This window comes from Streptomyces sp. NBC_00539 (assembly GCF_036346105.1).
Lineage (GTDB): Bacteria > Actinomycetota > Actinomycetes > Streptomycetales > Streptomycetaceae > Streptomyces.
In genome coordinates this window covers 4,806,141-4,831,156 of the sequence record NZ_CP107811.1, presented here as the reverse complement: position 1 = coordinate 4,831,156, position 25,016 = coordinate 4,806,141, and the positions used below count along the sequence as shown (strand labels likewise).

25 protein-coding genes and 1 tRNA gene are annotated in these 25,016 nt (G+C 72.2%); 10 read left to right on the top strand and 16 right to left on the bottom strand.

Annotated elements, in window-relative coordinates; genetic code table 11:
• Positions 1 to 134 precede the first annotated feature (134 nt).
• Complete coding sequence (locus OG861_RS21670; RefSeq protein ID WP_329194916.1) at positions 135 to 1,136, top strand: peptidoglycan-binding domain-containing protein; 1,002 nt, start codon at positions 135 to 137, stop codon at positions 1,134 to 1,136.
• A gap of 111 nt (positions 1,137 to 1,247) precedes the next feature.
• On the opposite strand, the gene OG861_RS21665 is transcribed toward OG861_RS21670, so the two are convergent.
• The gene (locus OG861_RS21665; protein WP_329194918.1) at positions 1,248 to 1,589 is read right to left on the bottom strand and encodes a DUF5713 family protein; all 342 of its coding nucleotides are present in this window, start codon (positions 1,587 to 1,589) and stop codon (positions 1,248 to 1,250) included.
• Between the two features lie 179 nt (positions 1,590 to 1,768).
• On the opposite strand from OG861_RS21665, the gene OG861_RS21660 reads away from it, so the two are divergent.
• Positions 1,769 to 2,467: an HAD-IA family hydrolase gene (locus OG861_RS21660; RefSeq protein ID WP_329194920.1), complete on the top strand. Its 699-nt coding sequence runs from the start codon at positions 1,769 to 1,771 to the stop codon at positions 2,465 to 2,467.
• Between the two features lie 1,502 nt (positions 2,468 to 3,969).
• Here OG861_RS21660 and OG861_RS21655 read toward each other — a convergent pair.
• Positions 3,970 to 4,551 carry a TMEM165/GDT1 family protein gene (locus OG861_RS21655; RefSeq protein ID WP_329194921.1) on the bottom strand — a complete coding sequence of 194 codons (582 nt, stop codon included), beginning with the start codon at positions 4,549 to 4,551 and terminating at the stop codon, positions 3,970 to 3,972.
• A 494-nt stretch (positions 4,552 to 5,045) separates the two neighbouring features.
• Here OG861_RS21655 and OG861_RS21650 point away from each other — a divergent pair, with 494 nt between their 5' ends.
• The 4 genes from OG861_RS21650 (at position 5,046) to OG861_RS21635 (ending at position 9,134) form a co-directional block, all read left to right on the top strand.
• On the top strand, positions 5,046 to 5,699 hold the full coding sequence (locus tag OG861_RS21650; protein WP_329202156.1) for an HNH endonuclease family protein: 654 nt from the start codon (positions 5,046 to 5,048) through the stop codon (positions 5,697 to 5,699).
• Between the two features lie 160 nt (positions 5,700 to 5,859).
• Entirely contained in the window at positions 5,860 to 7,518 is a 1,659-nt protein-coding gene (locus OG861_RS21645; protein WP_329194923.1) for an alkaline phosphatase D family protein, read from the top strand.
• A gap of 240 nt (positions 7,519 to 7,758) precedes the next feature.
• Positions 7,759 to 8,391 carry a DedA family protein gene (locus tag OG861_RS21640; RefSeq protein WP_329194925.1) on the top strand — a complete coding sequence of 211 codons (633 nt, stop codon included), beginning with the start codon at positions 7,759 to 7,761 and terminating at the stop codon, positions 8,389 to 8,391.
• Positions 8,392 to 8,639: 248 nt separating this feature from the next.
• A complete protein-coding gene (locus tag OG861_RS21635; RefSeq protein WP_329194927.1) occupies positions 8,640 to 9,134 on the top strand; it encodes a hypothetical protein in 495 nt (164 codons plus the stop codon).
• Positions 9,135 to 9,144: 10 nt separating this feature from the next.
• Here OG861_RS21635 and OG861_RS21630 read toward each other — a convergent pair whose 3' ends face one another.
• The 4 genes from OG861_RS21630 to OG861_RS21615 all read right to left on the bottom strand — a co-directional run bounded on the left by OG861_RS21630 (position 9,145) and on the right by OG861_RS21615 (position 11,377).
• The gene (locus tag OG861_RS21630) at positions 9,145 to 9,378 is read right to left on the bottom strand and encodes a DUF2277 domain-containing protein (RefSeq protein ID WP_329194929.1); all 234 of its coding nucleotides are present in this window, start codon (positions 9,376 to 9,378) and stop codon (positions 9,145 to 9,147) included.
• Between the two features lie 18 nt (positions 9,379 to 9,396).
• Positions 9,397 to 10,029 (bottom strand): TRADD-N-associated membrane domain-containing protein, encoded by a 633-nt coding sequence (locus OG861_RS21625; protein ID WP_329194931.1) that lies wholly within the window; start codon positions 10,027 to 10,029, stop codon positions 9,397 to 9,399.
• A gap of 119 nt (positions 10,030 to 10,148) precedes the next feature.
• Complete coding sequence (locus OG861_RS21620) at positions 10,149 to 10,739, bottom strand: DUF4352 domain-containing protein (protein WP_329194932.1); 591 nt, start codon at positions 10,737 to 10,739, stop codon at positions 10,149 to 10,151.
• Positions 10,740 to 11,302: 563 nt separating this feature from the next.
• Positions 11,303 to 11,377 (bottom strand) — tRNA-Val (locus OG861_RS21615).
• Positions 11,378 to 11,561: 184 nt separating this feature from the next.
• On the opposite strand from OG861_RS21615, the gene OG861_RS21610 reads away from it, so the two are divergent.
• From OG861_RS21610 to OG861_RS21600, 3 genes are all read left to right on the top strand, one after another.
• A complete protein-coding gene (locus OG861_RS21610; RefSeq protein ID WP_329194934.1) occupies positions 11,562 to 12,806 on the top strand; it encodes a hypothetical protein in 1,245 nt (414 codons plus the stop codon).
• Positions 12,807 to 12,907: 101 nt separating this feature from the next.
• Positions 12,908 to 13,480, top strand: coding sequence for a DUF4383 domain-containing protein (locus tag OG861_RS21605; RefSeq protein WP_329194936.1), 573 nt, complete (start codon positions 12,908 to 12,910; stop codon positions 13,478 to 13,480).
• A gap of 94 nt (positions 13,481 to 13,574) precedes the next feature.
• The gene (locus tag OG861_RS21600; protein ID WP_329194939.1) at positions 13,575 to 13,796 is read left to right on the top strand and encodes an FmdB family zinc ribbon protein; all 222 of its coding nucleotides are present in this window, start codon (positions 13,575 to 13,577) and stop codon (positions 13,794 to 13,796) included.
• Between the two features lie 53 nt (positions 13,797 to 13,849).
• Here the strand turns inward: OG861_RS21600 and OG861_RS21595 are convergent, their stop codons facing one another.
• The 4 genes from OG861_RS21595 to OG861_RS21580 form a co-directional block, all read right to left on the bottom strand.
• Positions 13,850 to 14,509, bottom strand: coding sequence for an O-methyltransferase (locus OG861_RS21595; protein ID WP_329194941.1), 660 nt, complete (start codon positions 14,507 to 14,509; stop codon positions 13,850 to 13,852).
• Entirely contained in the window at positions 14,506 to 15,336 is an 831-nt protein-coding gene (locus tag OG861_RS21590; RefSeq protein ID WP_329194943.1) for an HAD family hydrolase, read from the bottom strand. Before OG861_RS21590 ends, OG861_RS21595 begins: the two co-directional genes overlap by 4 nt.
• The gene (locus OG861_RS21585) at positions 15,333 to 17,888 is read right to left on the bottom strand and encodes a phosphoribosyltransferase (protein ID WP_329202157.1); all 2,556 of its coding nucleotides are present in this window, start codon (positions 17,886 to 17,888) and stop codon (positions 15,333 to 15,335) included. The genes OG861_RS21590 and OG861_RS21585 overlap by 4 nt, the downstream gene beginning before the upstream one ends.
• Before the next feature lie 80 nt (positions 17,889 to 17,968).
• Positions 17,969 to 19,135, bottom strand: a complete 1,167-nt coding sequence (locus OG861_RS21580; RefSeq protein WP_329194945.1) for an HpcH/HpaI aldolase/citrate lyase family protein — start codon at positions 19,133 to 19,135, stop codon at positions 17,969 to 17,971.
• Positions 19,136 to 19,343: 208 nt separating this feature from the next.
• On the opposite strand from OG861_RS21580, the gene OG861_RS21575 reads away from it, so the two are divergent.
• Positions 19,344 to 20,135 carry a TerD family protein gene (locus OG861_RS21575; protein ID WP_329202159.1) on the top strand — a complete coding sequence of 264 codons (792 nt, stop codon included), beginning with the start codon at positions 19,344 to 19,346 and terminating at the stop codon, positions 20,133 to 20,135.
• Between the two features lie 63 nt (positions 20,136 to 20,198).
• Here the strand turns inward: OG861_RS21575 and OG861_RS21570 are convergent, their stop codons facing one another.
• The 6 genes from OG861_RS21570 to OG861_RS21545 form a co-directional block, all read right to left on the bottom strand.
• Complete coding sequence (locus OG861_RS21570; protein WP_329194946.1) at positions 20,199 to 20,966, bottom strand: TerD family protein; 768 nt, start codon at positions 20,964 to 20,966, stop codon at positions 20,199 to 20,201.
• A gap of 107 nt (positions 20,967 to 21,073) precedes the next feature.
• A complete protein-coding gene (locus OG861_RS21565; protein ID WP_329194948.1) occupies positions 21,074 to 22,192 on the bottom strand; it encodes a DUF475 domain-containing protein in 1,119 nt (372 codons plus the stop codon).
• Positions 22,193 to 22,217: 25 nt separating this feature from the next.
• Entirely contained in the window at positions 22,218 to 22,793 is a 576-nt protein-coding gene (locus OG861_RS21560; RefSeq protein ID WP_329194950.1) for a TerD family protein, read from the bottom strand.
• A gap of 238 nt (positions 22,794 to 23,031) precedes the next feature.
• Positions 23,032 to 23,607 (bottom strand): TerD family protein, encoded by a 576-nt coding sequence (locus OG861_RS21555; protein WP_329194952.1) that lies wholly within the window; start codon positions 23,605 to 23,607, stop codon positions 23,032 to 23,034.
• A 128-nt stretch (positions 23,608 to 23,735) separates the two neighbouring features.
• Positions 23,736 to 24,194 (bottom strand): peroxiredoxin, encoded by a 459-nt coding sequence (locus OG861_RS21550; RefSeq protein ID WP_329202161.1) that lies wholly within the window; start codon positions 24,192 to 24,194, stop codon positions 23,736 to 23,738.
• 173 nt (positions 24,195 to 24,367) lie between these two features.
• Entirely contained in the window at positions 24,368 to 24,793 is a 426-nt protein-coding gene (locus OG861_RS21545) for a DUF3052 domain-containing protein (RefSeq protein ID WP_030009300.1), read from the bottom strand.
• Between the last annotated feature and the right edge of the window lie 223 nt (positions 24,794 to 25,016).

Sequence of the window (25,016 nt, the reverse complement as noted above, 5' to 3'; positions counted from 1 at the left end):
CCGTAAATGTCTGGGCCTCGGGCAGGACAACATCTCCATCCTGAGCGGTGTGTCCGGTTATGGCCTGTCGGGAGGTTGGGTGCGGCCCGGTGGGTCTGCATAATCGCTGGCATCGGCCCAGGGAGGGTTTTCCAGTGAGCGCTGAGCGCTGTCCAGAATGCGACGCCCCGGGCGCCGGCTGCGGGTGTGCTCCGGTAGCGGGTTTCGACCCCCTGCGCATACGTCCGTACGTCAACCTGTCCGAAACCGGCCGGTCGGGTGACGCCGGACCGTCCCCGCAGCCGGTCCTGGGCGCGATGGCCGGGCCCGGCGCGCCCGCCGACGCCGACGCCGACGCCGACGCGACGGAGCTCCTGCCCACGGTGCCGCCCGCGCCGCCCCACGAGCACGCCCCGGCGTACGGAGCCCCCGTACCGCCCCGCCAGGACACCCCGGCGTACGGGACCCCCGTACCGTCGCCGCAGCCCTGGCCGGACCACACGGTCCCGCTCCGTGCGGTCCCCCGGGCACCGGGAACCACGAACGTGACAGCGGGAGGGGAGGGTGGGGGCGGGGGGCCCGAGAAGCGGCGCAAGTTCCCCCTGCTGCTGGCCGGCGCCGCCGCCCTCGTCGCCGTCGGTGGCGTGGCCGTGGCCCTCGGCGCGTCCGGCGGTTCCGGGTCGGGCGGTACGACGCTGCTCGACGCGAAGCCGTCCGCGCCGGTGATGGGCTTGACCCCGGGCGTCCCGTCGCAGGGATCGCCCAGCGCCTCGGCCGGCCCGTCGGCTTCGGCGTCCGCCTCGGCTTCGCCGTCGCCGAGCGCCTCGCGTTCGGCGTCGCCCTCCGCATCACCGAGCCCGTCCCGCACCTCGGCGGCGCCGTCCCGCACCCCTTCCCCCACCCCGAGCCGTACCTCCGCCGCCCCACCGCCGCCCCCGGCCGCGCAGGGTCCGACCCTGCGCTACGGCGACTCGGGCGCGGAGGTGAAGAAGCTCCAGCAGCTCTTGGCCGGGCAGGGCCTGTACCGCGGTCGGCCTGACGGCAAGTACGGCAAGTCCACGGAGGACGCGGTGTCGGAGTTCCAGTGGTACAACGACATCACCGAGGACCCCTGGGGCGTCTACGGCCCCGCGACCCGCAAGGCCCTGGAGGGCTAGGCCGCCTCTTTCCCCGACAACGCGGCGAGGTGCCGGTGTCGGGCGGCGCGGGTCAGGCAGGATCCGGAAGAGACGGCCCAGCGCCCGGGGCGCCGGGCCCCGTGGCTCTGCTCACCACTCCCGGGTGGCGATGAGTTCCTCGACGTCCGCGTCCGTGAACCCGTAGGCCGCGGCCACGAACCAGAAGTCCTCGGCGATGGCCTCCCGCGCAACGGTCTCGATCCCGCTCCCGGCCGCCTCGAAGTCGGCCTCCAGCAGATTGAACGCGTCCGTCGCCGCGTGGGTGAGCACGTACAGCGCCGCCAGGTCGGCCGGCTGCTCCGCCTCCACCCGCTCACACAGCCGCACGAGGACCGCCCTGCCCTTGTCGACGACGTGGTCGGGAAAGTACGGGTCGGCGTACAGCTGCCGCAGGAAGCCGTACCGCGCGACCTGCTCACTCGTGATCGGCATGACGCCTCCCGTCTCCTGTCGAGGACCGCTGCGCCGATCATGCCTCCCCTCACTGACAGCCGGTGGCGCGAACGGCGTCAGATTTTGTATAGTGGAGGAACAAAGTGGTTCCGTCCTCACTCCCTGACCGGGGGACGGAACCACTTGTTCTCTTTTGTCCCCCGTCTGGAGCCCCGCCGATGTCGGCCAGCACCACCAACAACGCCGCCCGCACCACCGTCGCCCTCTCCGCCAAGGCCCTGCTCCTGGACATGGACGGCACACTCGTCAACTCCGACGCGGTGGTCGAACGGTGCTGGCGGGACTGGGCAGTGGCCCACGGGCTCGACCCGCAGGAAGCGCTCGAGGTCGTGCACGGCCGCCAGGGCTACGCCACGATGGCGATCCTGTTGCCCGGGCGTCCGATGGAGCTCAACCACGCGGAGAACGCCGAGATGCTCGCCCGCGAGACGGCCGACACCGACGGCGTGGTCCCGATCGCCGGCGCCCCGGAGTTCATGGCGTCGATCGCCGACCTGCCGCACGCCCTGGTCACCTCCGCCGACGCCGCCCTGGCCCGGACCCGGATGGCGGCGGCCGCACTGCCGATGCCGCGGGTGCGGGTGACCGCCGAGTCGGTCGGCGCCAGCAAGCCCCACCCCGAGGGGTTCCTCAAAGGCGCGGCCGAGCTGGGCGTGGACCCGGCCGACTGCATCGTGTTCGAGGACTCGGCCGCCGGTATCGCCGCAGGCCAGGCGGCCGGCATGCGCGTGATCGGCATCGGGCCCCGCGCCGCCGCACACGCCCCGACCGCCCACGTCCCCGACCTGACACGGGTACGTGTCACTTCCACCCCGGACGGCACCCTCACCCTCACCCTCACCCTCACCCCCGCCTGACCGGCCCGGCGGGTCTACGGATCCCACCCGGCGGGCCGGCCCGCGGCCGACTCCCGTACCTCCGGGAGCGGCGCCCGACGGCCGGTGGCGTACGCCCCGCTGCGGCATCAGTGCCCGCAGGGGGCTCAGGGCTGTCCGGTAACCCCGGGCGCGCGGGCGCCGGCTACGGCATCTCGCCGTGCTGTCGGATCGCCCGCGTACGCCCAGTGTGAGGACGCCCCCAGCCCCGCCCAGGAACGCCGCGCTCACCCTCCCTGCACCTACACCGCCGGCATCGGCCAGTACGACGAGCCCGACATCGGGTCGCACCCTTGTCGCGCATCCACGCGACGGCGACCGACATGTCGAGACCGCCTGAGGAGGCAATGGCCCCTGGGCCGTGCGATGCACCGCGCCCCGACGCCCCGCGCTCACCCACCGCGGATCACGGGACAGCCCTTGGGGCCCCGGCAGAACGACCCGCGAACGGGCAGCGGCCGAGGCCGGTGCCGGTGCCCGGGTGGCTCGTACCGTGCGTCGGCGCGTGCCTGTCGGGCTCCCGCGGTCGGCACCAGGCTCGGCCGGCCTTGTGCGCCGCTGTGGCACGCGGCCAAACGCCTCACCCTGGGCGGGACCGCCGGGGACGGCACCACTCCGCGGCCACACTGCGAGCCACCCACACCGGCCCTCTAGAGCGGCCCGTCACCCGCCCCCGTCCCGCCTGCTCAGAGGAGACCCCCTGGCGCCCTACGGCGACACCAGCCTCGGCCAGCCCTACGCCCCGCGCCCACTTCGCTGTGGCACGCGACCGAACGCCTCACCCTGGGAGGGACCAGGGCCGGGGAGGAATCACGCTGTGGCCGCAGCGCGAGCCACCCACACCGGCCCTCCGGAGCGGCCCGTCACCCGCCCCCGTCCGGCCTGCTCAGAGGGGACCCCCCTGGTTACCTACGGCGGCACCAGGCTCGGCCGCACTGTGGACCACTCCGCACGCTGACGAACGGCCGCGCCAAGGAGCACGCCGCCCGTCGGCACATGCGCAGGGCGGCCGCCGGGAGCAGTCAACGGGGAGACCCGCAGAGCGGCCTCACCACCCCGGGGGCCGGGCGGCCCCGGCCCGTCCGGGCCTTCCGGGCCCAGGCCGTCCGATGACGGGCCGACAGAGCACCATCACGGCCGGCAGGGCACCGCCCCGGCCAGGGCGGCGGGTCAGCGCCCGGGTTCAGCTCCGCCCCGCAGGGGCATTCCAGCCCCTCCCGGGGCTTGAAGGCCGCCCGGGGCGCGACCCGAGTGCCCACCCGGCCAAAGCGGTGGATCAGGCTCCGTGCCGCCCCGCGGGGCAGCGGGACGGCCCCGCGCGGGGCGCCGCAACCCGCGCGGGGCGCCGCAACCCGCGCGGGCGCACGAGCTGCGCACCGTCCGCGGCGCCCGCAGCGACCCCGCACCCGACACCCCGCACCCGACACCCCGCACCCGGCACCCGGCACCCGGCACCCGGCATCACCACCCCGCCGGGACGGACCTCAGCCCGTGATCGCCTCGTACAGCGAGAACCCGGCCAGCGCCGCCATCACCGCGGCCGCGACCTTGGTGATCAGCCGCAGCGGCACGTACTTCATCAGCGTGCGCCCGCCCAGGATGCCGATGCCGGCGACCGCCCACAGGGCCAGCACCGCCCCGACGCCGACAGAGACGGCGTTGTCGTACCGCGCGGCGAGGTTGGCGGTCATGATCTGGGTCAGGTCACCGAACTCCGCCACCAGGATCAGCATGAAACCGGCCCCCGACACCTTCCAGAAGGACTGGTCGGCGGGCGGCTTGACCTCCTCCTCGTCATCGCTCTTCTTGAGCAGCAGCACGGCCGCCCCCGCGAGGAAGAGCACGCCCACGACGGCTTGTACCAGCCGGTGCGGAAGCAGCGTGAGCACGCTTCCCGCCGCGATGGCGAGGCCGACGTGCAGGGCGAAGGCGGCGGCGACGCCCACGAAGACGTAGGACGCGCGGTAGCGGGTGCCGAGCATCAGTCCGGCCAGGGCCGTCTTGTCGGGGAGTTCGGCGAGGAAGACGACGCCGAAGGCGATCGCCGTGACGGTGAAGCTGAACACGGGGGCTGAACCTCAATCGGTCGGGCAGGACGCCGTCGTACCGAGAGACCTGGGTGGATCGGGGGTCGCTTCGGCACGGCGGCACCCCGGTACGTCGCCACGCGGAATGCGCGGCTCCAGGACACTGCGGCCGAAGGTCTCGCTGGCCGGCCGCTGACGCGGTCTGCCTCCGGGCGCCGGCTGGTGTGACCCAGCAGTATGTCGACGGTCCGGCGTAGAGCTACTCCCCTTCGCTCCTCCAGGGTACGCGATGCCCGCCGCCACTCAGGGGCGTCCGGAATGTGACGTTGACCCCAGCTCGCCCGGCCACTTCCCCCTCCCCCTCAACTCCTTTACCACTCGGGACCGTTGAACTCCTTGATGTGACGTGCCCATGTCGGCACCCTGTCACCTGGCGCCCACCCGTCGGACACCTGGCGCCGCCACCATGGCCGCGACCCGCCGGGGTCGCACGGCCATCACCCCCACGCATCAAGGGAGCCCCCATGGCGTTCATACCCTCCGTCTACGCGCGTCGAGCCGGCCGGATCGGCGTCCTCGCCCCGGCCGCCGCGCTCGCCGCCCTGACCTCCCTCGTCAGCGCGCCCACCGCCCAGGCGTCCCCGCCCGCCCCGATCAGTGCCGCGGCGGCCCGTTCGTACCTGGCCACGGTGACCCCGGTGGCGGAAGGTTCCCTCTCCGGCTACAGCCGCACCCTCTTCCCGCACTGGAGCACGGTCTCCGGCTCCTGCGACACCCGCGAGACCGTCCTCAAGCGCGACGGCTCCGGCGTGACCGTCAACTCCTCCTGCTCGGCAGTCAGCGGAAGCTGGTACTCCGAGTACGACGGCGCCACCTGGACCGCCGCCTCGGACGTCGACATCGACCACGTGGTACCGCTCGCCGAGGCCTGGCGCTCGGGCGCCGCCTCCTGGACCACCGCCAAGCGCGAGCAGTTCGCGAACGACCTCACCCGGCCGCAGCTCATCGCGGTCACCGACAACGTCAACCAGTCCAAGGGCGACCAGGACCCCGGCACGTGGCTGCCGCCCCGGACCGCCTACCGCTGTACGTACGCCCGGATGTGGGTGAACGTGAAGCAGTACTGGGGCCTCAGCATGAACTCCGGCGAGAAGACGGCCCTGGTCAACGTCCTCAACGGCTGCTGACACCGCTTCGGCGCCCGCTCCGGCCCCGGTCCCCCGCCCCGCGGAAACGGACTGCGCTCACGGGAAACGGACTGCGATCTTTCTCCCCCGTCAGGGGGAGGCCAGGCTCCCCCTCCACCCCGTACCGTGATCGAAGGGGATGAGAAGGAGGGGGAGTCGGATGGCCGGACTGCGTCTGGGGCCGCTGCTGCGCTACGTCGACTGGGACGACGGCGGCTCCGCCACGGTGTGGATCGAGGCGGACCGCCCGTGCACCGCCGAGGTGCGGTGCACGGACGGCGCCGCCGGGAGCGTGCGCACCTTCCAGATAGCCGGCCACCACTACGCGTTGGTCCCGATAACGGGCCTGACCCCCGGTGCGACCACGGCGTACGAGGTGCTGCTCGACGGCGTCCGCGTGTGGCCCCTGCCCGACAGCGGTTTCCCGCCGAGCACCATCACCACGCCCGCCGTCGCCGGACCCGGCCGGACGGCGCCGGAGCTGCGGATGACGTTCGGGTCCTGCCGGCAGGCGGCGCCGCCCGCCGGCCGGCGCGGGCCGCACGGTCCCGACGCGCTGGACACCCTCGCGGCCCGGATGGCCGCCGAGCCGGACGCGGTCCGGCCGGATGTCCTTCTCCTCCTGGGCGACCAGGTGTACGCCGACCAGTTGTCGCGGGAGACCCGCCGGTGGCTGGCGGCCCGGCGGGACCTGCGGGAGCCTCCGGGCGCCCAGGTCGCGGACTTCGAGGAGTACACCCGGCTCTACTACGAGTCCTGGCTCGACCCGGAGATCCGCTGGCTGTTGTCGACCGTGCCCAGTCTGCAGATGTTCGACGACCACGACGTCGTGGACGACTGGAACACCAGCGAGGCCTGGCTGGCGGGGATGCGGGCGACGCCCTGGTGGCAGGAGAGGGTGCTCAGCGGGCTGATGTCGTACTGGGTGTACCAGCACCTCGGCAATCTTTCCCCGGCCGAGCTCGCCGCCGACGAGCTGTACGGGGCGGTACGGGCCTGCCCGGACGGTACGGACGCGCTGCGCGCCTTCGCGGCCCGGGCGGACGCCGATCCGGGTTCGGAGCGGTGGAGCTACCGGCGGGACTTCGGCCGCTCGCGGCTGCTGATGGTGGACACCCGTGCGGCGCGGGTCCTCGCCGAGGACGGCCGGGCGATGCTGGACCCGGCGGAACACCAGTGGCTCCGGGACAACGCCCTGGCCGGGCAAGGTGGTTACGACCACCTGCTGATCGGGTCCTCCCTGCCGTGGCTGATGCCGCCGCTGATACACGACGCGGAGGTGTGGAACGCGGCGCTGTGCCGCGGGGAGCGCGGGCCGCGGTGGGCGCGGATCGGGGAGGATCTGCGCCGGCGCGCCGACCTGGAACATTGGGCGGCGTTCCCGGCCTCGTTCGCGGCGTTGAGTGATCTGATCGAGGAGGTGGCCACGGGCCCGCGGGCTCCGGCGACCGTCATGGTCCTGTCCGGGGACGTGCACCACGCGTATGTGGCCGAGCCCCGAATACCCAGCACGGCCCGGGTGTTCCAGCTGACCTGCTCACCGGTCCACAACTCGATCCACTTCGCGGTGAAGCTCGGCTTCCGGCTGGGCTGGTCGCGGCTGGGGCGGTGGCTGGGGCGCGGCTTCTCCCGCCACGGCCGTACCGGCCGGCCGCCGCTGAGCTGGCGGCGTACGGGCGGACCCTGGTTCGGCAACCAGCTGATGACGCTGGCGTTGGCGGGGCGGACGGCCAGGTTGTGGCTGGACCAGGCCCGTTCGGGCGGCTCGGGGGCCCGGCTGGTGACGGTGCTGGACCGGCGGCTCACCGAACCGGAGTAACGCGCACGGCCGAGCGGCGCGGGGCGGCCGACGGAGGTCCGGCCCGAGTGCGGCCGGGGGGCGGGCCCGGGGGCGGGCGGCTGCTGCCGGGGACCGCGGGCGGTGGGCTGCGCAGGGAGGCTGACGGACCGACGGCCCCGGGGCTCGGGGGCTACGGCGTCGGGCGTACGCTGTATGGCTGTCAAGCCGCCCCTGCCGCTCCCCGCGACGACGCGGCGCTTCGGACTGGGGAGTCCCGCTTTGCTTGAGGCTCTGGGTTCGCTGACTTCGAGCCCCTGGATCTACGCCGTGGTGGCGGTGTCCGTCGTGCTCGACGTGTTCCTGCCGGTGTTGCCGAGCGGGGTCCTGGTGATCACCTCGGCGGCCGCAGCGGCGGCGGCCGGGGCCGCGGGTTCGGCGGCGCCGGTGCACGCGCGGGTGCCGGACGTCATGGCGCTGCTGGTGATCGCGACGACGGCCTCCGTGCTGGGCGACATGGCCGCGTTCCGGCTGGCGCGGCGCGGCGGTGCCCGCCTGGACCGGGTCATCGCCCGTTCGCGCCGGCTGACCCGGGCCCATGAGCGGCTGGGCGTGGCTCTGGCCCGTGGGGGCGGCGCGCTGGTGGTGATCGCCCGCTTCGCCCCGGCGGGCCGCTCGGTGGTGTCCCTGGGTGCGGGCAAGACGCAGCGCGAGGTGCGCGAGTTCCTCCCGTGGTCGGTGCTGGCGGGCATGGCGTGGGCCGGTTACAGCGTGGCGCTCGGTTACTTCGGGACGCAGTGGCTGGGCGCGGCGTGGCTGGGTACGGCGGTCTCCGTGATCGCCCTGTTCGCGGCGGGCTCCCTCGCGGTGTTCCTGCTGCGCCGCCCGTTGCCGTCGGCGGCACCGGCCGCGTAGGCCGTCTGGTCGGGACGGTGTCCGGACGCCGGGCTCCGGACGCGGTGCGCAGGCGCCGGGCCCGGCTCCGGCTCCGGCAGCACCAGACGGGCCGGTTGTAGGCCGGCCGGGGCAGCGGGTCACCCGTTCACCCGGCTGCGATCGCCGGTTCGGGGCCGGGCTTCTAGCGTCCTGAACACGGAGCGCGACCGAATCCGCGTCCCACCCGTGTCCTGGCCGCGCCGTTTCGAGCAGCCCGAGGAGTTCCCATGCCCGCTACCCGCAAGCGGTACCGCCTGATGGGAGCCGCTGCCGCGACGCTCGCCGTCACCGCCGTCACACCCGCCACCGTCGCCCACGCCAACGCCTCCGCGTCCGTCTCGCCCGGGGTCGTCGCCCCCGGCAGCCGCGTCAACCTCAGCGTCACGGGCTGTAGCAGCCGGACCGCCAGGGCGTCCTCACCCGCGTTCGGGGACGTCCAGCTCGCGCCCGGCAACGCTCAGGCCACCCGGCTGTCCGGCAGTGCCATCGTCTTCGGCGGCGCCACGACCGGCTCCCACCCCGTCACCTTCCAGTGCGGCGGCACCGGCGGTGAACGCGTCACGGTGACGTTGACCGTCAGCCTCGGCGCCGCCCGCGGCGGGCTCGGCGGCAGCGTGGATACGGTGAGTACGGGTCCGGTCGCCATCGGCGGCGCGCTCGTCGCGAGTGCGCTGGGCGCCGGCCTGTGGGTGCTGCGCCGACGCCGCGAACCGCACGCCTGACGACCTCCCGTCACCCGGTCTGGGCGACCGGCTCCCGGCCCCGTACGTGCACACCGTCGAGGAGCGCTGCCGTCGCTTCGGCGATGGCGTCCACGGCGGCGTCGAACACTTCCCGGTTGTGTGCGGCGGGCGCCCGGAACCCGGAGACCTTCCGCACGTACTGGAGGGCGGCTGCGCGGATCTCCTCCTCCGTGGCCTTTTCCGGGATGGCGGGCGGGCGCAGGGTCTTAATGGAACGGCACATACCTCCACTATGGCTCCGCTACCCCGCGGCCGGGCCCTGCTCCGGCAGCTCGGCCCCGGACAGCTTCATGATCAGGCCGGCTTGGAGCCGTCCCCGTAGCTCCGGATCGGCGACCTCGTCCAGCAGCCGGACCGCCTGCGCCATCGACTCCGCCGAGCGCCGGTCGTCCCGCAGCGAGGCCGTCTGCCCGGCCATGTAGCGCAGGGCGACGTCGGCCCTGCGGTGGAAGAGCTGCCCGATGACGGTGACGACCAGTCCGACGGAGCTGGTGACGATGCCGAGGTACAGGTCGCCGCTGCTCTCCGCCTTCCACACCGCCAGCGCCACCCCGCCGAGCAGGATCACCGCCCCGGCCCCGGCGAAGCGCTGGCTGGTCACGAAGCTGCTGCGCGCCTGGGTGAGCCCGTAGGCGTAGTACTCGACGAGCAGCGGGGTGAAATCGTCGCCCCGGGCCGCGGTCCTGACCGGTATCCCACCGACGTCCGCGTACTTCGGATCGCCCGCCTCCGCCCGGGGTGCCGGTAGCAGCGCGAGCAACCGCTCCCGCTCGGCCTCCCGCCTCCGCTCGAACCCCTGCCGGGCCCGCCGCTCCAGTACGAGGTATCCCGCCCCGCCCACGAGCGCGGCCGCCCACGCCACCCACTCCCCCATCCCCCGACGATCGCACGGCCCACCCCCGCCGCCAAGACCGCCGTCATGCCCTTCTGTCCGACCTCACGACGCCTGCGTGCCGGCGCAGGCGCGCAGGCGTCGTGGGTGCGCGTGGCCGGCTAGGGGACCTCGGCGCGCACAGCCTCGCCGATGAGCCCGTCCGTATAGGTCACCGTCTTCGCGCTGAACGCGCCCTTGCCGGTGACGGCACCGGTGATGTTCTCGCCCGGCGCGAGTTCGACGGTGTCGATCTGGTTCTCGTCCACCGCGAGCTGGGAGGCGTGCTTGGTGCCGTTGGTGTCCGTGAGGGTGAAGTAGAGCGGGTTGACGTTGATCGGCTTCGTCGAGTTGTTGGTGACGGTGACGGACACGCTGGTGTAACCGTCGCCCTGCGCGAGGACGCTCGCCTTGAAGGCCGTCTTCTGGGCGGTGACGGTGACCGACTGCTTCTTCTCCGGCGCCTTGGAAGGCTGGACCTCCGGGGCCTTGACGGGCTGTGAGGCCACGGCCTCGACGGGTCGCGAAGGGCTCTTCTGGTCGTCGCCACCAGTGACCAGGGCGCCGACGACGCCGAGCAGGACGACTACGCCGACGACACCCAGGCACGAGAATCCGACGATCTTGCCGGCGTTGGACTTCTTCGGCGCCGGCGGGGGCGGGTAGCCGTATCCGGGCTGGGGCGGGCCGGACGGCGGAAACTGATGGGACATGAGACCCCCACGGGACGAGTGCGAATCCGGCCACCGTAGGGGGGCGTGGGCGCGCCCGTGGCGCTATGCCCGAACCGTGACCTTCCGTGGGGATCCCGCTCGGCGGGTCCGGCGTTGCGACCGGCACGCGACCACCGGGAGGCAGCCTGGCGACCGCGCGCTCCCAGGATGTGAGGTCAGGTCGTCGAGGCGGAAGGCGCACGGCTTCCCCGGCCCCGACGGACGTCATACGAGTGGTTCGGTGAAGGGAGGCGACGGCCCCCTCGCATCGTCCCCATCCGCGACCGGCAACACGTCGGCGCTGGCCGCCTCCCCCAGGTACTGCGGCAGGCGCAAGCCGACGGACGAAGGTCCGCGCACTGGCCCCGATCCGGGCGCCCAACGGCGCTCAGCCCAGCCACGACTGACGCCCCGCCGCCTCCCTCTGCGGCTGAGCCACCACCAGCTGTCGTGGACCCCGTGTAGCCGTCCCAGGCCGCCCGACCCGGGTCAGCGCTCCAGGGACTGCCGTCACTTTTAGCCGTCAAAGGCCCCCAACCATGATCGGTTGGGGGCCTTTGTGCTGGTGGGCGCGGACGGTTTCGAACCGCCGACATCTGCTTTGTAAGAGCAGCGCTCTACCCCTGAGCTACGCACCCGCGAGGGCTTGGCCGTGGCCGCCTGGTGAGGGGACAGCCCACGTGCCCCTGGTCTGAGGACCAGGGGTGCCCGGTGCCCGAAGGCAGGACGACAGCCTACATGGCGGGTGCACCCCCGGCGCAAACGCGTTGGCGTAGGGGAGAATGGAGCGGGGCATGGCGGACGCGGCACGGGAGAGGGATTGTGACAACGGCATCCCGGCGGTGGTTCGGTGGGCGGGACGAGGGCCGGCGGGCCGATGCGCAGGCGGCGAAGGATGCCGCCGCGGCCGCGTTCTACGAGCTGGATACGGCGCAGCGGGACCTGCGGATCTCGATGGAGACCATCGCCGCGGCGGACGGGTCGCCCGCAGCGCGGCAGGCGGCGCAGGGGTTCGTCGCGCTCGGGCAGCGCATCGACCAGGCCAGCCAGGTGTACATCGAGGCCGTCGACGCGCACGACCTGGACCGGCCCGAGCTGGAGGGTTCGGTCGCCGCGCGGGCGCGGGAGCAGTTGACGCGGGCGCGGGACGACCTCGTACGGGTCAAGGCGGAGCTGGACCGCTTCGCGCAGGGGTTGCAGCCGCTGCTGGACAAGGCCGAGACGCAGCTGGCCCGGGTCGCGCCCGCCCGGGAGCGGGCGAAGGCGGCGCTGCTGGCGGCGAGCAACGCGCTGGACGAGGTCCGGGCGAAGGGGATGCGGGCCGACGACCTGGCGGCGCGCCTCGCCGCGCTGGGGCCGGAGCTGACCAAGCTGAACCAGGGCGCGGCCCAGCACGGGGTGCAGGAGACGGTGCAGCGCGCCGACCGGATCCTGCGCGACGCGGAGGCGATACGGGCCGAGGCGGCCAGGCTGCCGGAGCGGGCGGCGGAGGTCGACCGGCGGCTGGTGAGCCTGCGGACCCGCGCGCAGGCGTTGCGCAACCGGGCGGACCGGGTGGATCCGGTGCTGAGCGAGCTGCGCCGGCGGTTCAGCGCGGCCTGCTGGCAGGACCTCCAGCACGTCCCCGAACAGGCGGTACGGGAGGTCGCGCGGGCGGAGGAGAAGCTGGCGGAGGCCGGCCGGGCACGTGACGCCCAGCGGTGGACCGAGGTGGGGGCGCTGATCGAGGAGGTCCGCACCTGCCTGGACGCGACCGACGAGGCGGTGTCGGCGGCGCAGGACCGGCTGGCGCGGCTGGAGGCCGTGGCGCGGGACCCCCAGGACGAGGTCCGCCGGACCCGCTTCGCGATCCGCGACGCGCAACGGCTGGCGATGGAGGGCCGTACCGTGCCCGATCCGCGCCACGCCCGGCCGCTGGACGAGTCGGTGGCGCGGGTGGAGCGGGCGCTGTCGGGGCTGGAGGGGCGCCACCCCGACTACTGGCAGTTCCTCCAGGAGATGGAGGGCGTCCGGGCGTCCGTGAACCGGGTGGTGAACGAGATCCGGGCCGAGCGCGGACACGCGTAGGCCGTCTCCGGGGCCGCGCGCCTGATGGCCGAACTTGTCCGGGCACTGCCCGCGGCGGATGCTGGGAAGGACCTCAGCAGACCTCGGCAGAGGAGGCCGCCATGGTCACTCACGCGGCTCCGCACATGCGGCGGCCGGTCAGTGCCCGGCTCGACGAGCACTTGCCGGTCGATCACAAGCTCAGCAAGGTGTACCGGGTGGGCGCGGGCCTGACCGGGCTGCTGCTGGTCGTGTTCGGCGTCCTGGGGCTGGTGCACCGGATCGGGTTCTTCGACACCGGCGGGGACACCGTGATGGCGCTGAACACGAACGGGGCGTTGAGCGTGCTGTCGATCTGCATCGGCGCGCTGCTGTTCTACGGGATGGTGGTCGGCGGGAACTTCGCCTCGACCCTGAACATCGCGCTGGGTCTGCTGTTCATCGCGAGCGGGTTCGTGAACCTCGCGCTGCTGGACACCGGGCTCAACTTCCTGGCGTTCCACCTCCCGAACGTGCTGTTCAGCTTCGTCGTCGGCGTGATGCTGATGTGGTTCGGCATGTACGGGCGGGTCGGGGGCGGCCTGTCGCACGACAACCCGTACTGGCGCGCCCGCCACCCCGAGGAGGCCGCCCGGGAGGACCGCGCCGCGGCCCGGCGCGCACTCGGCACCCGTCGCACGCCGCCCCACCCCTGAGGCATGCCCCACCCCCTGAGGCACGCCCCCCCTGAGGCACGCCCCGCCCGCCAGAGCACTACGGCTGCGGGGCCGGTGCCGCTAGCCTGTGCCCATGCCCCGTTACGAATACCGCTGCCGGACCTGTGACGACACCTTCGAGGTGAGCCGTCCGATGGCCGAGTCCTCGGCGCCCGCCGACTGCCCCGCCGGTCACGCCGACACCGTCAAGCTGCTCTCCGCGGTCGCGGTCGGCGGTGCGGCCCGCAGCGGGCCGGCTTCCGCCCCCGCCCCCGCCATGGGCGGCGGCTGCTGCGGTGGGGGCGGCTGCGGCTGAAACCGCGGCGACGGCTGAAACGGCGGCTGCGCCTGAAATGGCGGCGGCTGCCGTTACCGCTTGCGCGACAGGGTCAGGCCGTCCGAGATGGCGAGCAGCACCGACTCCATGCGGTCGTCGGCCAGCACGTGGTCGTTGAAGGCGCGCATGGCGGCCGCCGCGCCCGTCGCCGCCTCGTCCACCACCCGGCCGTGGTAGAGGGTGTTGTCGCTGACGATCAGCCCTCCCGGCCGCATGCGCGGCACGAGCTCCTCCCAGTAGGCGATCTGGTTCTCCTTGTCGGCGTCCACGTAGGCCATGTCGATGTGCGGCTCCCCCGGCATGGCGCGCAGCGTCTCCAGCGCCGGGGCGATCCGCAGGTCGATGCGGTCCGCGACGCCCGCCTCCTCCCAGGCCTGCCTGCCGTACGCCGTCCACTCCTCGGAGATGTCGCAGGCGATCAGCGCGCCGTCCGCGGGCAGCGCCTGCGCCATGGACAGGGTCGAGAAGCCGGTGAAGGTGCCGATCTCCACGATGCGGCGGGCGCCCGTCAGCCGGACCAGGAAGGCCAGCAGCGGGCCCTGCTCGTGCGCCGACTGCATGCCCGCAGCATCGGGGAACTTCTCGTACGTGGTCGTCACGAGACCCCGCTGGACGGCGTCCAGCGGCGGGTTGTGGTCGAGCATGTACTGGTAGAGCTCGTCGGTGATCTTGGTGCTGTTGCCCTTGGTCATGCGCCCAGTGTGCCGAGTTCCCCGACCGCTCGCCGGAACGCGCGCACGATCTCCTCACCCGCCAGGACGCCGGCCTGCGCCAGCGCCGTGACCGACCCGGCGGTCCAGCCCGCGTCCGCGAGTTCGCCGTGGCCCGGCCGCCATCCCCGGTCCGCCGCCAGCAGCAGATCGGCGTCCAGCAGCGAGTCACCGGCGGCCAGGGTCGTGGCGGCCCCGGTGCGGCGGGCCAGCTCCCGCATGGCGGCGCTCTTGGTCAGCGGGCCCGGGACGGCGTAGATCTTGCGGCCCTGCAGGGACACCGTCCAGCCGCGGGGCTCCGCCCAGGAGACCAGCGCCTTGAGCCACTCGTCGGGGACCAGCGCCCGCTCCACCACCAGGTACGCGAACAGGTCCTCCGCCACCCGCGCCTTGCGCAGCCACGCCGGGTCGGCGGTCGCCAGCAGGTGTGCGTACACCTCGGCGAGCGGGGCGCACTCCTCGGCCAGCCGCGCCGCGACCTGACGCCGCCAGTCCCGGTCCGGTACGCCGTCCACGAGCAGCTGCCCGCCGTTGGCGCAGATGGCGTACTTCGCGGGGCGTCCGGGGAAGCGGATGCGCTGGTACTGCTTGCGCGTGCGGGTGGTGGTCGGGACCCAGACGACGCCCGGGTCGGCGGTCAGCTCCGCCAGCAGGGCCGCCGCGGTCTCGGTCATGTACGACAGCGGCTTGCTCTCGTGGACCTCCACGCACAGCAGCCTGGGCGCCACCGGGTCGGGCATGGTCAGGCCGAGGGCTGCCGCCGAGTAGATGAGCGTGCGGTCGAGGTCACTGGCTACGAGGACGGTCACTTGGAGGCCACGGCCTTTCCGTCGGCGCCGGTGGCGCCGCGCGTGAAGCGGGGGTGGATGAGTCCCACGCAGGTGTAGGGCAGCCCGTCGACCTCTTCGACCGGCACCCCGCGCTGCTGCGCGAGGAGGCGTACGTGGTCCAGGTCGGCGCCGGCGCCGCGCTTGGCGAGGATCTTCCACGGCACCCGGCGCAGCAGTACGCGCGTGGTCTCGCCGACGCCGGGCTTGACCAGGTTCACGTCGTGGATCCCGTACTCCTCGCTGATCCGCTCGACCGCCGCCCAGCCCTCCCAGGTGGGGGTCCGGTCGGCCGCGAGCAGTTCCTTGACCTCGGCGTCCACGGCATCGGCCACCTCGTCGAAGCGGGCGGCGACGGCGTCGACGAACGCGACCGACACGTCGGCGGGGGCGAGCTCGCGGTAGTACTTCGCGCCGTGGAAGTCGGCGGGCCCGACCAGGTCGGACCTGAGCACCGTACGCGAGACGAGTCCGGAGACGGTGGAATTGAGGCAGGCGGAGGGGATCAAGAAGTCCTCGCGGGTGCCGTACGTCGCCACGCACGAGCCGGGATCGGCGAGGACGACGATCTCCGGGTCGAACCCGTCGAATTCCGCCAGGGCGTCGCGCAGCTCCCGGGTGATGGCCCCCTTGCCCGTCCAGCCGTCGACGAAGACGACGTCGGCGGGGTCGTGGTGGGCGGCCAGCCAGCGCAGCGCGTTGGCGTCGATCCCGCGCCCGCGCACGATGGAGACGGCGTAGTGCGGCAGGTGCAGTCCGTGCCGGGCCTGCGCCCAGCGCCGCATCAGCACACCGACGGGGGTTCCCGCGCGGGCGAGGGAGACGAGCACGGGCGAGGGTGACCGTTCGGCGAGCACCGTCTCGGTGACGGTGCCCACGGCGCGGGCTATTCGGGCGGCGGAGGCGGTCAGCGCGCTCTGGTACAGCCGCTGGTACTCGGGGGACGGCTGGTACTCCACGGGCAGCGACTCGGCGTAGTGCGCGCCGCCCGCCTGGATGGCCTCCTCGCGCTCCTCGGTCGGGGCCTCCAGTTCCACGGCCGAGAAGTCCTGGAGCAGCCAGCCGACGTCCTCGGCCGCGTAGGAGGAGAAGGCGGGCCCGCGCAGGGGCTCGGTCATGATCGGCTCCTGCCGGTCGTAGGGCTCGGTGGGGACCGCCGCGGGGGCTTGCGACGGTGTCCCCGGTACGTACGACGGCACCACCACCAGCAGCACCTGGCCGGTGTGCGCGGCGAGCCGGGCGAGGAGCCCGTCGGGGGCGTGCAGCGCGTCGGTGTCGCCGTGGGAGTCCACCACGGCGACGACGGCGTCGAAGCCGGCGCCCGCGACGTTGTACGCGTACCGCTCCCCCGGCCCGTCGGCGGGATCGTCGTGGGCCGGGAAGGTCAGCCGCGTCCGGATGGCGTAGCCGGGGTCGTCCACGGCGAGGACCGGCGAGCGGGTGGTGGTGGAGAAGCGGACTTCGCGTCCCGCGGGCGCCCCGGACTCCTCCAGGGCCCGCGCGAGGCGCAGCGGCGCGTACATCAGCTCCTCGTTGCCCAGGACCAGGACCCGCCGGGGCCGCCCAGCCGCCGTCCCCGCCCCCGGCCCGGCGTCGGCCCCGCCCCCCGGCCCGGCGGCGAGTTCTGCGTCGATCCGGGCAGCCAGCGCGGGCAGCGCCGCCTCCAGCCGGGCCCGGTGGGCGGGGGTGAAGCCGTGCCGGCCCCCGTCGGGCAGCCCGGCGGGCCAGTCCAGGCCGATGCGCCGGACGGGGGCCGCCGGGCCGGCCTCGGCCGGGGCACCCCGGGTCTCGTGCTCCTCGACCAGCGCCTGCCCCTTGGCCAGCACGTCCTCGGGCAGCCGGACCGTCCCGCAGGCGAGGGCGACGAGGTCTATCCGGGCCCCGAGCCCGGCGGCGAAGGCGTCGAGCCGCTCGCGGTCGGCCGGGGAGCGCATGTCGACCAGGGCGACCACGACGTAGCGGGGCCGGGGGTGGCGGGCGTGCAGGTCGCTGATGGTGTTCAGGATGGTGTTGCCGGTGGAGAACTCGTCATCGACCAGTACCAGGGGCCCGCTGCCGGTCAGCAGCTTCGGGTCCTCGGGCAGCAGCAGGTGCGAGGTGGCGTGCGAGTGGGCCTCCTCGAAGCCGCCCGCGGGCTCGACACCGGGCACGGGGCGGCGGGTGGAGTGCAGGTAGGGGGCGTCACGGAGGCCGTCGGCGACACTGTGGCCGAGGCCGGTGGCGGTCTCCGCGTACCCGAGGACGACGGCGTCGGCGGCTTCCCCGCCCAGCAGGCCCCGGACGCGTTCGCCGAGCCCGTATCCGGCGGCGTGCACGGCCGCCGGGGACTGCGGGACGTGCTTGCCGAGGATCCGGGAGACCAGCAGGTGGGCGCGCTTGGGGTTGCGGCGCAGGGCGAGGCCCAGGAGCTCACGCAGCGGCGGCCCCCCGGGCGCAGCCTGCCCCGGCACCATCGTCCGCCCCGGCGCCGCGCCCTGTTCCAGGCGCACGCCCAGCCGGTCCGCGACCCAGGTTCCCGACCACACCTCTTCGATCGTCTTGCCCTTCTCCGTGGAAAGCCCCCACCACCGGAAACGATCGGGGAGCGCTGAAAAATCCGTGTCCGACGGCCGTCTCACACCTGGAGCCCGGCGGTGAGCAGGTCGACGAAGCCGACCTCCTCCCTGGCCACACCGAAGACCTCCGCGCGCAGCATGGTGCGCTCGGCCCAGGCCCGGTGGGGCTTCACCTCGTTCATCTTGTTCGTGTAGGCGGAGCGCATGACCCCGCCGCCGCCGCGCTCGGGGCGCAGGATGTCCTGGGCGTCACTGAACTCCTCGTGGGAGACCACCGACAGCGCGTGGACGGGCGTGACGTGGGCGGGGTGGATGCAGGTCTTGCCCAGCAGTCCGTTGGCCCGGTCGAGTTCGATCTCGCGCAGCAGCCCGTCGAGGTCGTGCTCGATGAGGGCGGTGCGCAGCTCTTCGACGCCCTCTGCCAGGAACGGGCTGCGGCGCAGCTGCGGCTTGAAGAGGCGCTGCTGGCTGCGGAAGTACTCCCAGACGGGACCGGTGACGGTGAAGCCGGTGCCGTCGGCGCGGCTGAGGACGTTCACGACGTCGGCGATGACACCCGCGACGATCTTGACGTCGTAGGCGGTCATGTCGGGGGTGCGGCGCAGTCCGTACACGGAGCAGAAGTCGGTCACGCCGAGGCGCAGGGCCAGGACGCGCTCGCGGTAGCGGTTGACCGTCCGGGAGATCCCGGCGAGGGCTTCGACCCGGGTTTCCAGGTGGAGCAGGTCGGGGGTCTCCAGGACGGGCATTGCGTACAGGGGGGCGACGGCGGAGACCTGTTCCGCCTGGGTGACGGCGTCGAGGAAGGCGGTTCCGCGACTCTCCGTGAACTTCGGCAGTACGAATCCGGCCAGGTGGCGTCCGGAGCCGCCGAGGCGGCGCACGAGGTCGGGGATCTGCTCGGGGGTGCGTACCCGGATGAACAGGAGCGGGAGCTGTTCGTGGTCCTCTTCGAGTGCGGCGAACTGACGGATCAGGTTGGCCTCGCCGGCCGTCACCTCGCCGTCGCTGATGGAATCCTCCAGGCAGAGCACCATGGAGACCACTCCGCGGGCCGCCTGCTTGCGGATGTCGTCGGCGAGGTGGGGGCGGACCGCCGGGCTGTAGAGGGTGGCGCCGAGGCCGGCGGCGAGCGTACGGGCGGGCGAGGCGGCGGTGAATTCGGCCGGCTCCTGGTGGAAGAGGTCCTTGCGGACGCTGGGCGAAATGTGCCCGAAGTGACGCATGCGCTTCCCCCGTACTGCCTCGGCGGCCCAACTGGCGTGGCCGGTAATAGTACGTACGAATGAGAGTCGAGAGTTCCGCAAGCACATGAAGTTCAGGTAACCCTCTTGCACCATGCCCACGTCTCGCGTTCCGTACAAGTGGCTACCGGCACGTGACTACGGGGGGCCGCATTGTCCAGGTCATGGCCGGGAGGGCAGGATGACCGGCATGACGCACGCGATGCAGAAGGGCTCGAACATCCCGGTGTCCGCCGTGGCGGTCCGGGCGGTGCTGCGCTGGACCACCGGGGCCGAGGTACCGGATGTGGACGCGTCCGCGCTCCTGGTGGGGGCGGACGGGCGCGTGCGCTCCGACGAGGACTTCGTCTTCTACAACCAGCCCAGGCACCCCTCGGGGGCGGTGTGGCGCCTGGGCAAGAAACAGATCGGCGAGGCGATCACCGACGCCGTCCAGGCGGACCTGCGGGCGGTGCCCACCGCGGTGGACCGCGTCCTGGTGGTGGCCTCCGCCGAGGACGTGCCGTTCCAGCGGGTCCATGACCTGCGGATCCTTCTGTACGACGCCACCTCCACCGGCGGCTCCGAACCGCTGGCTTACTTCGACGTGCACCCGGAGACGGGCGCCGAGACGGCGCTGATCTGCGGCGAGCTCTACCGCCGCGCTGAGGGGTGGAAGTTCCGCGCCCTGGGCGAGGGGTACTCGGACGGGCTGGTCGGGCTGGCCACGGACCACGGGATCTCCGTGGACGAGAACGCCCCGGACCAGGCGGCGAGCCCCGCCCCCGGAACCACCGACGAGCAGACGGCCGCGATGGCGGCGCCTGCCCCGGCCACGCCCCCGATGCCGGCGGCGCCCCCGGTGCCCGCTCCCCCGACGCAGGCCCCGCCGGCCGTCGAGCCCGCCTACGGCTACCCGCAGCCGGTGTCACCGGTTCCCGGGCCGGGCGGCGACTCCGCCTTCCGGCTGCCGGTGCAGGGTCCCCAGTTCATCCGCCGCTGACCCGCCCCGCGCGGGCCGGGGCCTGACCTGCGGCCCCGCGCACCAGGGCCTGACCGGTGCCGGTCAGGCCTTGGTGCTCTTGTAGCCCCGCCCCCACTGGAGCCCCCACCCGTACAGCCGGTCGAGCTCGGCCTGGAACCCGTAGACGAACTTCACCTCGCGGCGCACCGTCAGCTCGCCCTTGACGGTCTCCAGCGACACCACGGCGCAGGACCGGGCCTGCGGGTGGCGCTCCTCCAGCTGGATCTCGATCCGCGGCCCGGTGCTGGGGTACAAGGTGACCAGGGCGTGGGTGCGGTCGAAGGCCGGGGTCTGGTCGTAGATGTAGACGAAGACCAGCAGCCTCTTGATCTCGTCGGCGTGGTCGAGGTTGACGAAGATCGTCTCTCCCGAGGGCGCGCCGAACCGGTCGTCGCCGCTGAGCTTCACGTACGGCGGGTTGTTGATGTCGCCGTGCAGGTTCCCCAGCGGCTGGACCACTCCCCTCGTGCCGTCGGTCAGCTCGTACAGGCAGCCGATGTCGAGGTCGACGTTGACCATGCCCTGGGTGTGCGCCTGCACCATGTCGGGTTTGAAGAGCTTGAACGGGTGCCGCAGGAGCCGGCCGCTCTGGCCGGAGCGGCCGCCGATGTCGGAGCTGCGCATCCGCCAGGAGAGGTTGACGCGCAGGTTGCCGTGGACGGCCCCCTGTTTGGTGAGCGACACCGTCGGGTGCCGCCTGGTCAGCTCGATCGCGTTGGACGAGGCGCTGCCCGAGTCGAACTGCATGGCGCGGGCGCCCCTGATGCCGTCGAAGAGGCCGCCGTCGAAGAAGCTGCCGAAGAAACCCATGTCCCCTACCCCCCTGAAGCCCACTGACGTACGGAAGCGGGGCGGCCCGGGGGTCCGTGGACCCCCAGGCCGCCCCGCACTTGGAGCGTTCCGCATTCCCGCCGGGCTCATGCCTCGACGGGCACCCCTTCCAGTTCCGCCAGGCGCTTGTTGCGGCGCACGGAGGACCAGAAGGACCAGGCGATCAGCACGACGCCGACGAGGCCGGTGATGACCTCGTTGATCTCGTACTGGATGGTGACGAGCAGGATCACGGCGAGCGCGCCGATGGCGTAGTGCGCGCCGTGCTCCAGGTACACGTAGTCGTCCAGGGTGCCCTGGCGGACCAGGTAGACCGTCAGCGACCGGACGTACATGGCACCGATGCCGAGGCCGAGGGCCATGAGCACGATGTCGTTGGTGATGGCGAAGGCGCCGATGACCCCGTCGAAGGAGAAGGAGGCGTCGAGGACTTCGAGGTAGAGGAACATGAAGAAGGCGGCCTTGCCGGCCATGACGACGGCGGGGACGGGGCTGCCGCTCTTCTTCGCCGCTTCCTCCGCCTCGTGCTCGGCCTCCTCGTCCTCTTCGAGCTTGTTCTCGAAGTAGCCGGAGAGACCGCCGACGATCATGTAGGTGATCAGACCGGCGATGCCGGACACCAGGACGGTCTGCGCCTTGTCGACGTGTGCGCCGCCGTGCTGGTGGGCCTGGGTGGCGAAGGTCGCCGAGGTGATGACCAGGACGATCAGCGCGATGCACGCGGACAGCATGTCGATCTTGCCGAGCTTGGCCAGCGGACGCTCCAGCCAGGCGAGCCACTTGATGTCCCGGTCCTCGAAGATGAAGTCGAGGAAGATCATCAGCAGGAACATTCCGCCGAAGGCCGCGATCGCCGGGTGGGCGTCGGTGACCAGCTGCTGGTAACGGTCCTTGTCGGTCAAAGCCAGATTGACGGCTTCGATCGGGCCCAAGCTGGCGGTGATCGCGACGATGACGACGGGGAACACCAGCCGCATGCCGAAGACCGCGATCAGAACGCCGACCGTGAGGAAGATCTTCTGCCAGAAGGCATTCATCTTCTTCAAGATGCCGGCGTTGACCACCGCGTTGTCGAAGGACAGCGAGATTTCGAGGATCGACAGGATCGCCACGATCCCAAAAGCGGTCCACCCCCCGTAGAACACCGCTGCGGCCAGACCGAGCGCAGTGATTGCGAACGACCAGCCGAAGGTTTTGAGAACCACTGGCACCCCATCGTCTTGTACGGCTTTACGAAACGTTGACCCCGAAGTCTAGAGCGATGCCCCTCAGCCCCGACGCGTACCCCTGTCCCACCGCCCTGAACTTCCATTCGCCGCCGTACCGGTAGACCTCACCGAAGATCATCGCGGTTTCGCTGGAGGCGTCCTCGGTGAGGTCGTAGCGGGCCAGTTCCTGGCCGTCGGCCTGGTTCACCACGCGGATGAACGCGTTGCTGACCTGGCCGAAGCTCTGCCGGCGGGCCTCCGCCTCGTGGATGGAGACGGGGAAGACGATCTTGTCGACCTCCACCGGCACCTTGGTGAGGTCGATGATGATCGACTCGTCGTCGCCCTCACCCTCGCCGGTGAGGTTGTCCCCCGTGTGTTCGACGGAGCCCTCGGGGCTCTTGAGGTTGTTGTAGAAGACGAAGTACGCATCGCCGAGCACCCGGCCGTCGCGGCACAGCAGCGCGCTGGCGTCGAGGTCGAAGTCGGCGCCCGTGGTCGAGCGCGCGTCCCATCCGAGACCGACCAGGACCCGGGTCAGGTTCGGTGCGGCCTTGGACAGGGAGACATTGCCCCCCTTGGCGAGTGTGACGCCCATGTTGTGGTCCTCCCCGGACGACGTGGTGATGGTGGTGCGGTGGTGCCGGTGTTGCGGTGGTGCCGGTGTTGCGGTGCCGTACTGCGGTGGTGCCGGTGTTGCGGTGGTGCTGCCGTGCCGCCGGTAGAACCGGTGGTTCCGGTGGTGCGGGTAAAGCCGGTCCGGCGCCGTACACACAGTGCACGGCGCCGGACAGGAAACGGCTGTGGGGTCACAGCCGGCTGGCTGGGGCCAGGACTCAGACGTTGACGCCGAAGTCCTGGGCGATGCCACGCAGGCCCGAGGCGTAGCCCTGGCCGATCGCGCGGAACTTCCACTCCGCGCCGTTGCGGTACAGCTCGCCGAAGACCATGGCGGTCTCCGTCGAGGCGTCCTCGGAGAGGTCGTAGCGGGCGAGCTCGCTGTTGTCCGCCTGGTTCACGACGCGGATGTACGCGTTGCGCACCTGGCCGAAGCTCTGCTGACGGGTCTCGGCCTCGTAGATCGAGACCGGGAAGACGATCTTGGCGACATCGGACGGGACGCCGGCCAGGTTGACCTTGATGGCCTCGTCGTCGCCCTCGCCCTCACCGGTGGTGTTGTCGCCGGTGTGCTCGACCGAGCCGTCCGGGCTCTTCAGGTTGTTGAAGAACACGAAGTTCGAGTCGTTGGCGACCTTGCCCTGGTCGTTGGTCAGGATCGCGCTGGCGTCGAGGTCGAAGTCGACACCGGTGGTGGTGCGAGCGTCCCAGCCCAGACCGACGATGACCGCCGTCAGGTTAGGCGCGGCCTTGGTCAGCGAGACGTTGCCGCCCTTGCTGAGGCTGACTCCCACGGGTCCTCCATTGGGTTTCGGTGTGGGGCTGCGCCCCTTCGTGCGGTTGCTGTCGGATCAACGTCCCGATCCTAGTGACGGGTTCCCGCCCGTCACCGGATTTCCCGCGGATCGGACGGCGTACCCGTTCAGAGGCTTTCGAGAGCCTTGATGTACTCGTTCAGGTCGCGTGCGTCGGGCAGCCCGTTGACGACGGTCCAGCGCACGATGCCGTCCTTGTCGATGATGAAGGTGCCGCGGACCGCGCAGCCCTTGTCCTCGTCGAAGACGCCGTAGGCGCGGGAGGTCTCGCCGTGCGGCCAGAAGTCGGAGAGCAGCGGGTAATCCAGGTCCTCCTGCTCGCCGAAGACCCGGAGGGTGGGCACCGAGTCGTTGGAGACCGCGAGGAGCTGGACCTCGTCGTTCTGGAAGCGGGGGAGCTGGTCGCGCAGCTCGCACAGCTCACCGGTGCACACGCCGGTGAAGGCGAACGGGTAGAAGAGCAGCACGACGGCCTTCTCCCCCCGGAAGTCGGAGAGCCGCACGGTGGCGCCGTGGTTGTCCTTGAGCTCGAATTCCGGGGCCTTGCTGCCGACCTCGATCGCCATCTGTCGCATCCCTTCGTTCCTGCATGCCTGCGTTGGGCTGTTCGGGTGCGGCCAGCCTATGGGGTACCGCCTCCGGGAGGGGAACGGGCGTGCGCCCGGGGAAAGCGCGCACCCCGCCGACCGGGGTGATTCCGGTCGGCGGGGTGCGTCCCGCTCGGCTGCGGGGGCGCGGCTCAGCGCTTGGCCTTGGCGGCCTTCGGCGTCACCAGCTTGGTGGAGGTCCACTCCTTGCCGACGGGCAGGCCCTTGGCAAGGGAGAGGCCGGCCGTCTCGGCTGCCTCGCTGATGTCGCTGGCCTCGACGTAGCCGTCACGGCCCGTCTTGGGGGTCAGCAGCAGGATCAGTGCGCCGTCCTCGACCAGCTCGGTCGCATCGACCAGGGCGTCCGTCAGATCGCCGTCCTCGTCGCGGAACCACAACAGCACCGCGTCGGCGACGTCGTCGTAGTCCTCGTCGGCGAGCTCGCTGACGAGCTTCTCGACGGCGTCACGGAATTCCTGATCGACGTCGTCGTCGTAGCCGATCTCCTGGACCACCTGTTCGGACTGGAAACCCAGCCGGGCGGCCAGGCTCTCCGCGTGGTCCGCGGTCGCGCTCACGGGGTGCCTCCTGCTCATGTTCGGTGAATGTCTTTCGGCGGCGCGCGTACGCGCAGCATTGGGCGTAGTCCACACGGGCGCGGCGGATCGCGCAAGTACCCGGCCGCCGAGACCGTCGAAACGGTGACGATTGCGGCCGTCTCGCCGCAACTTTGAGCCTGCCCGTACGGGCCTGTGGTGATTCATCCCACACCATTCCGCCTCATTCGGCATCGCTCGGGAC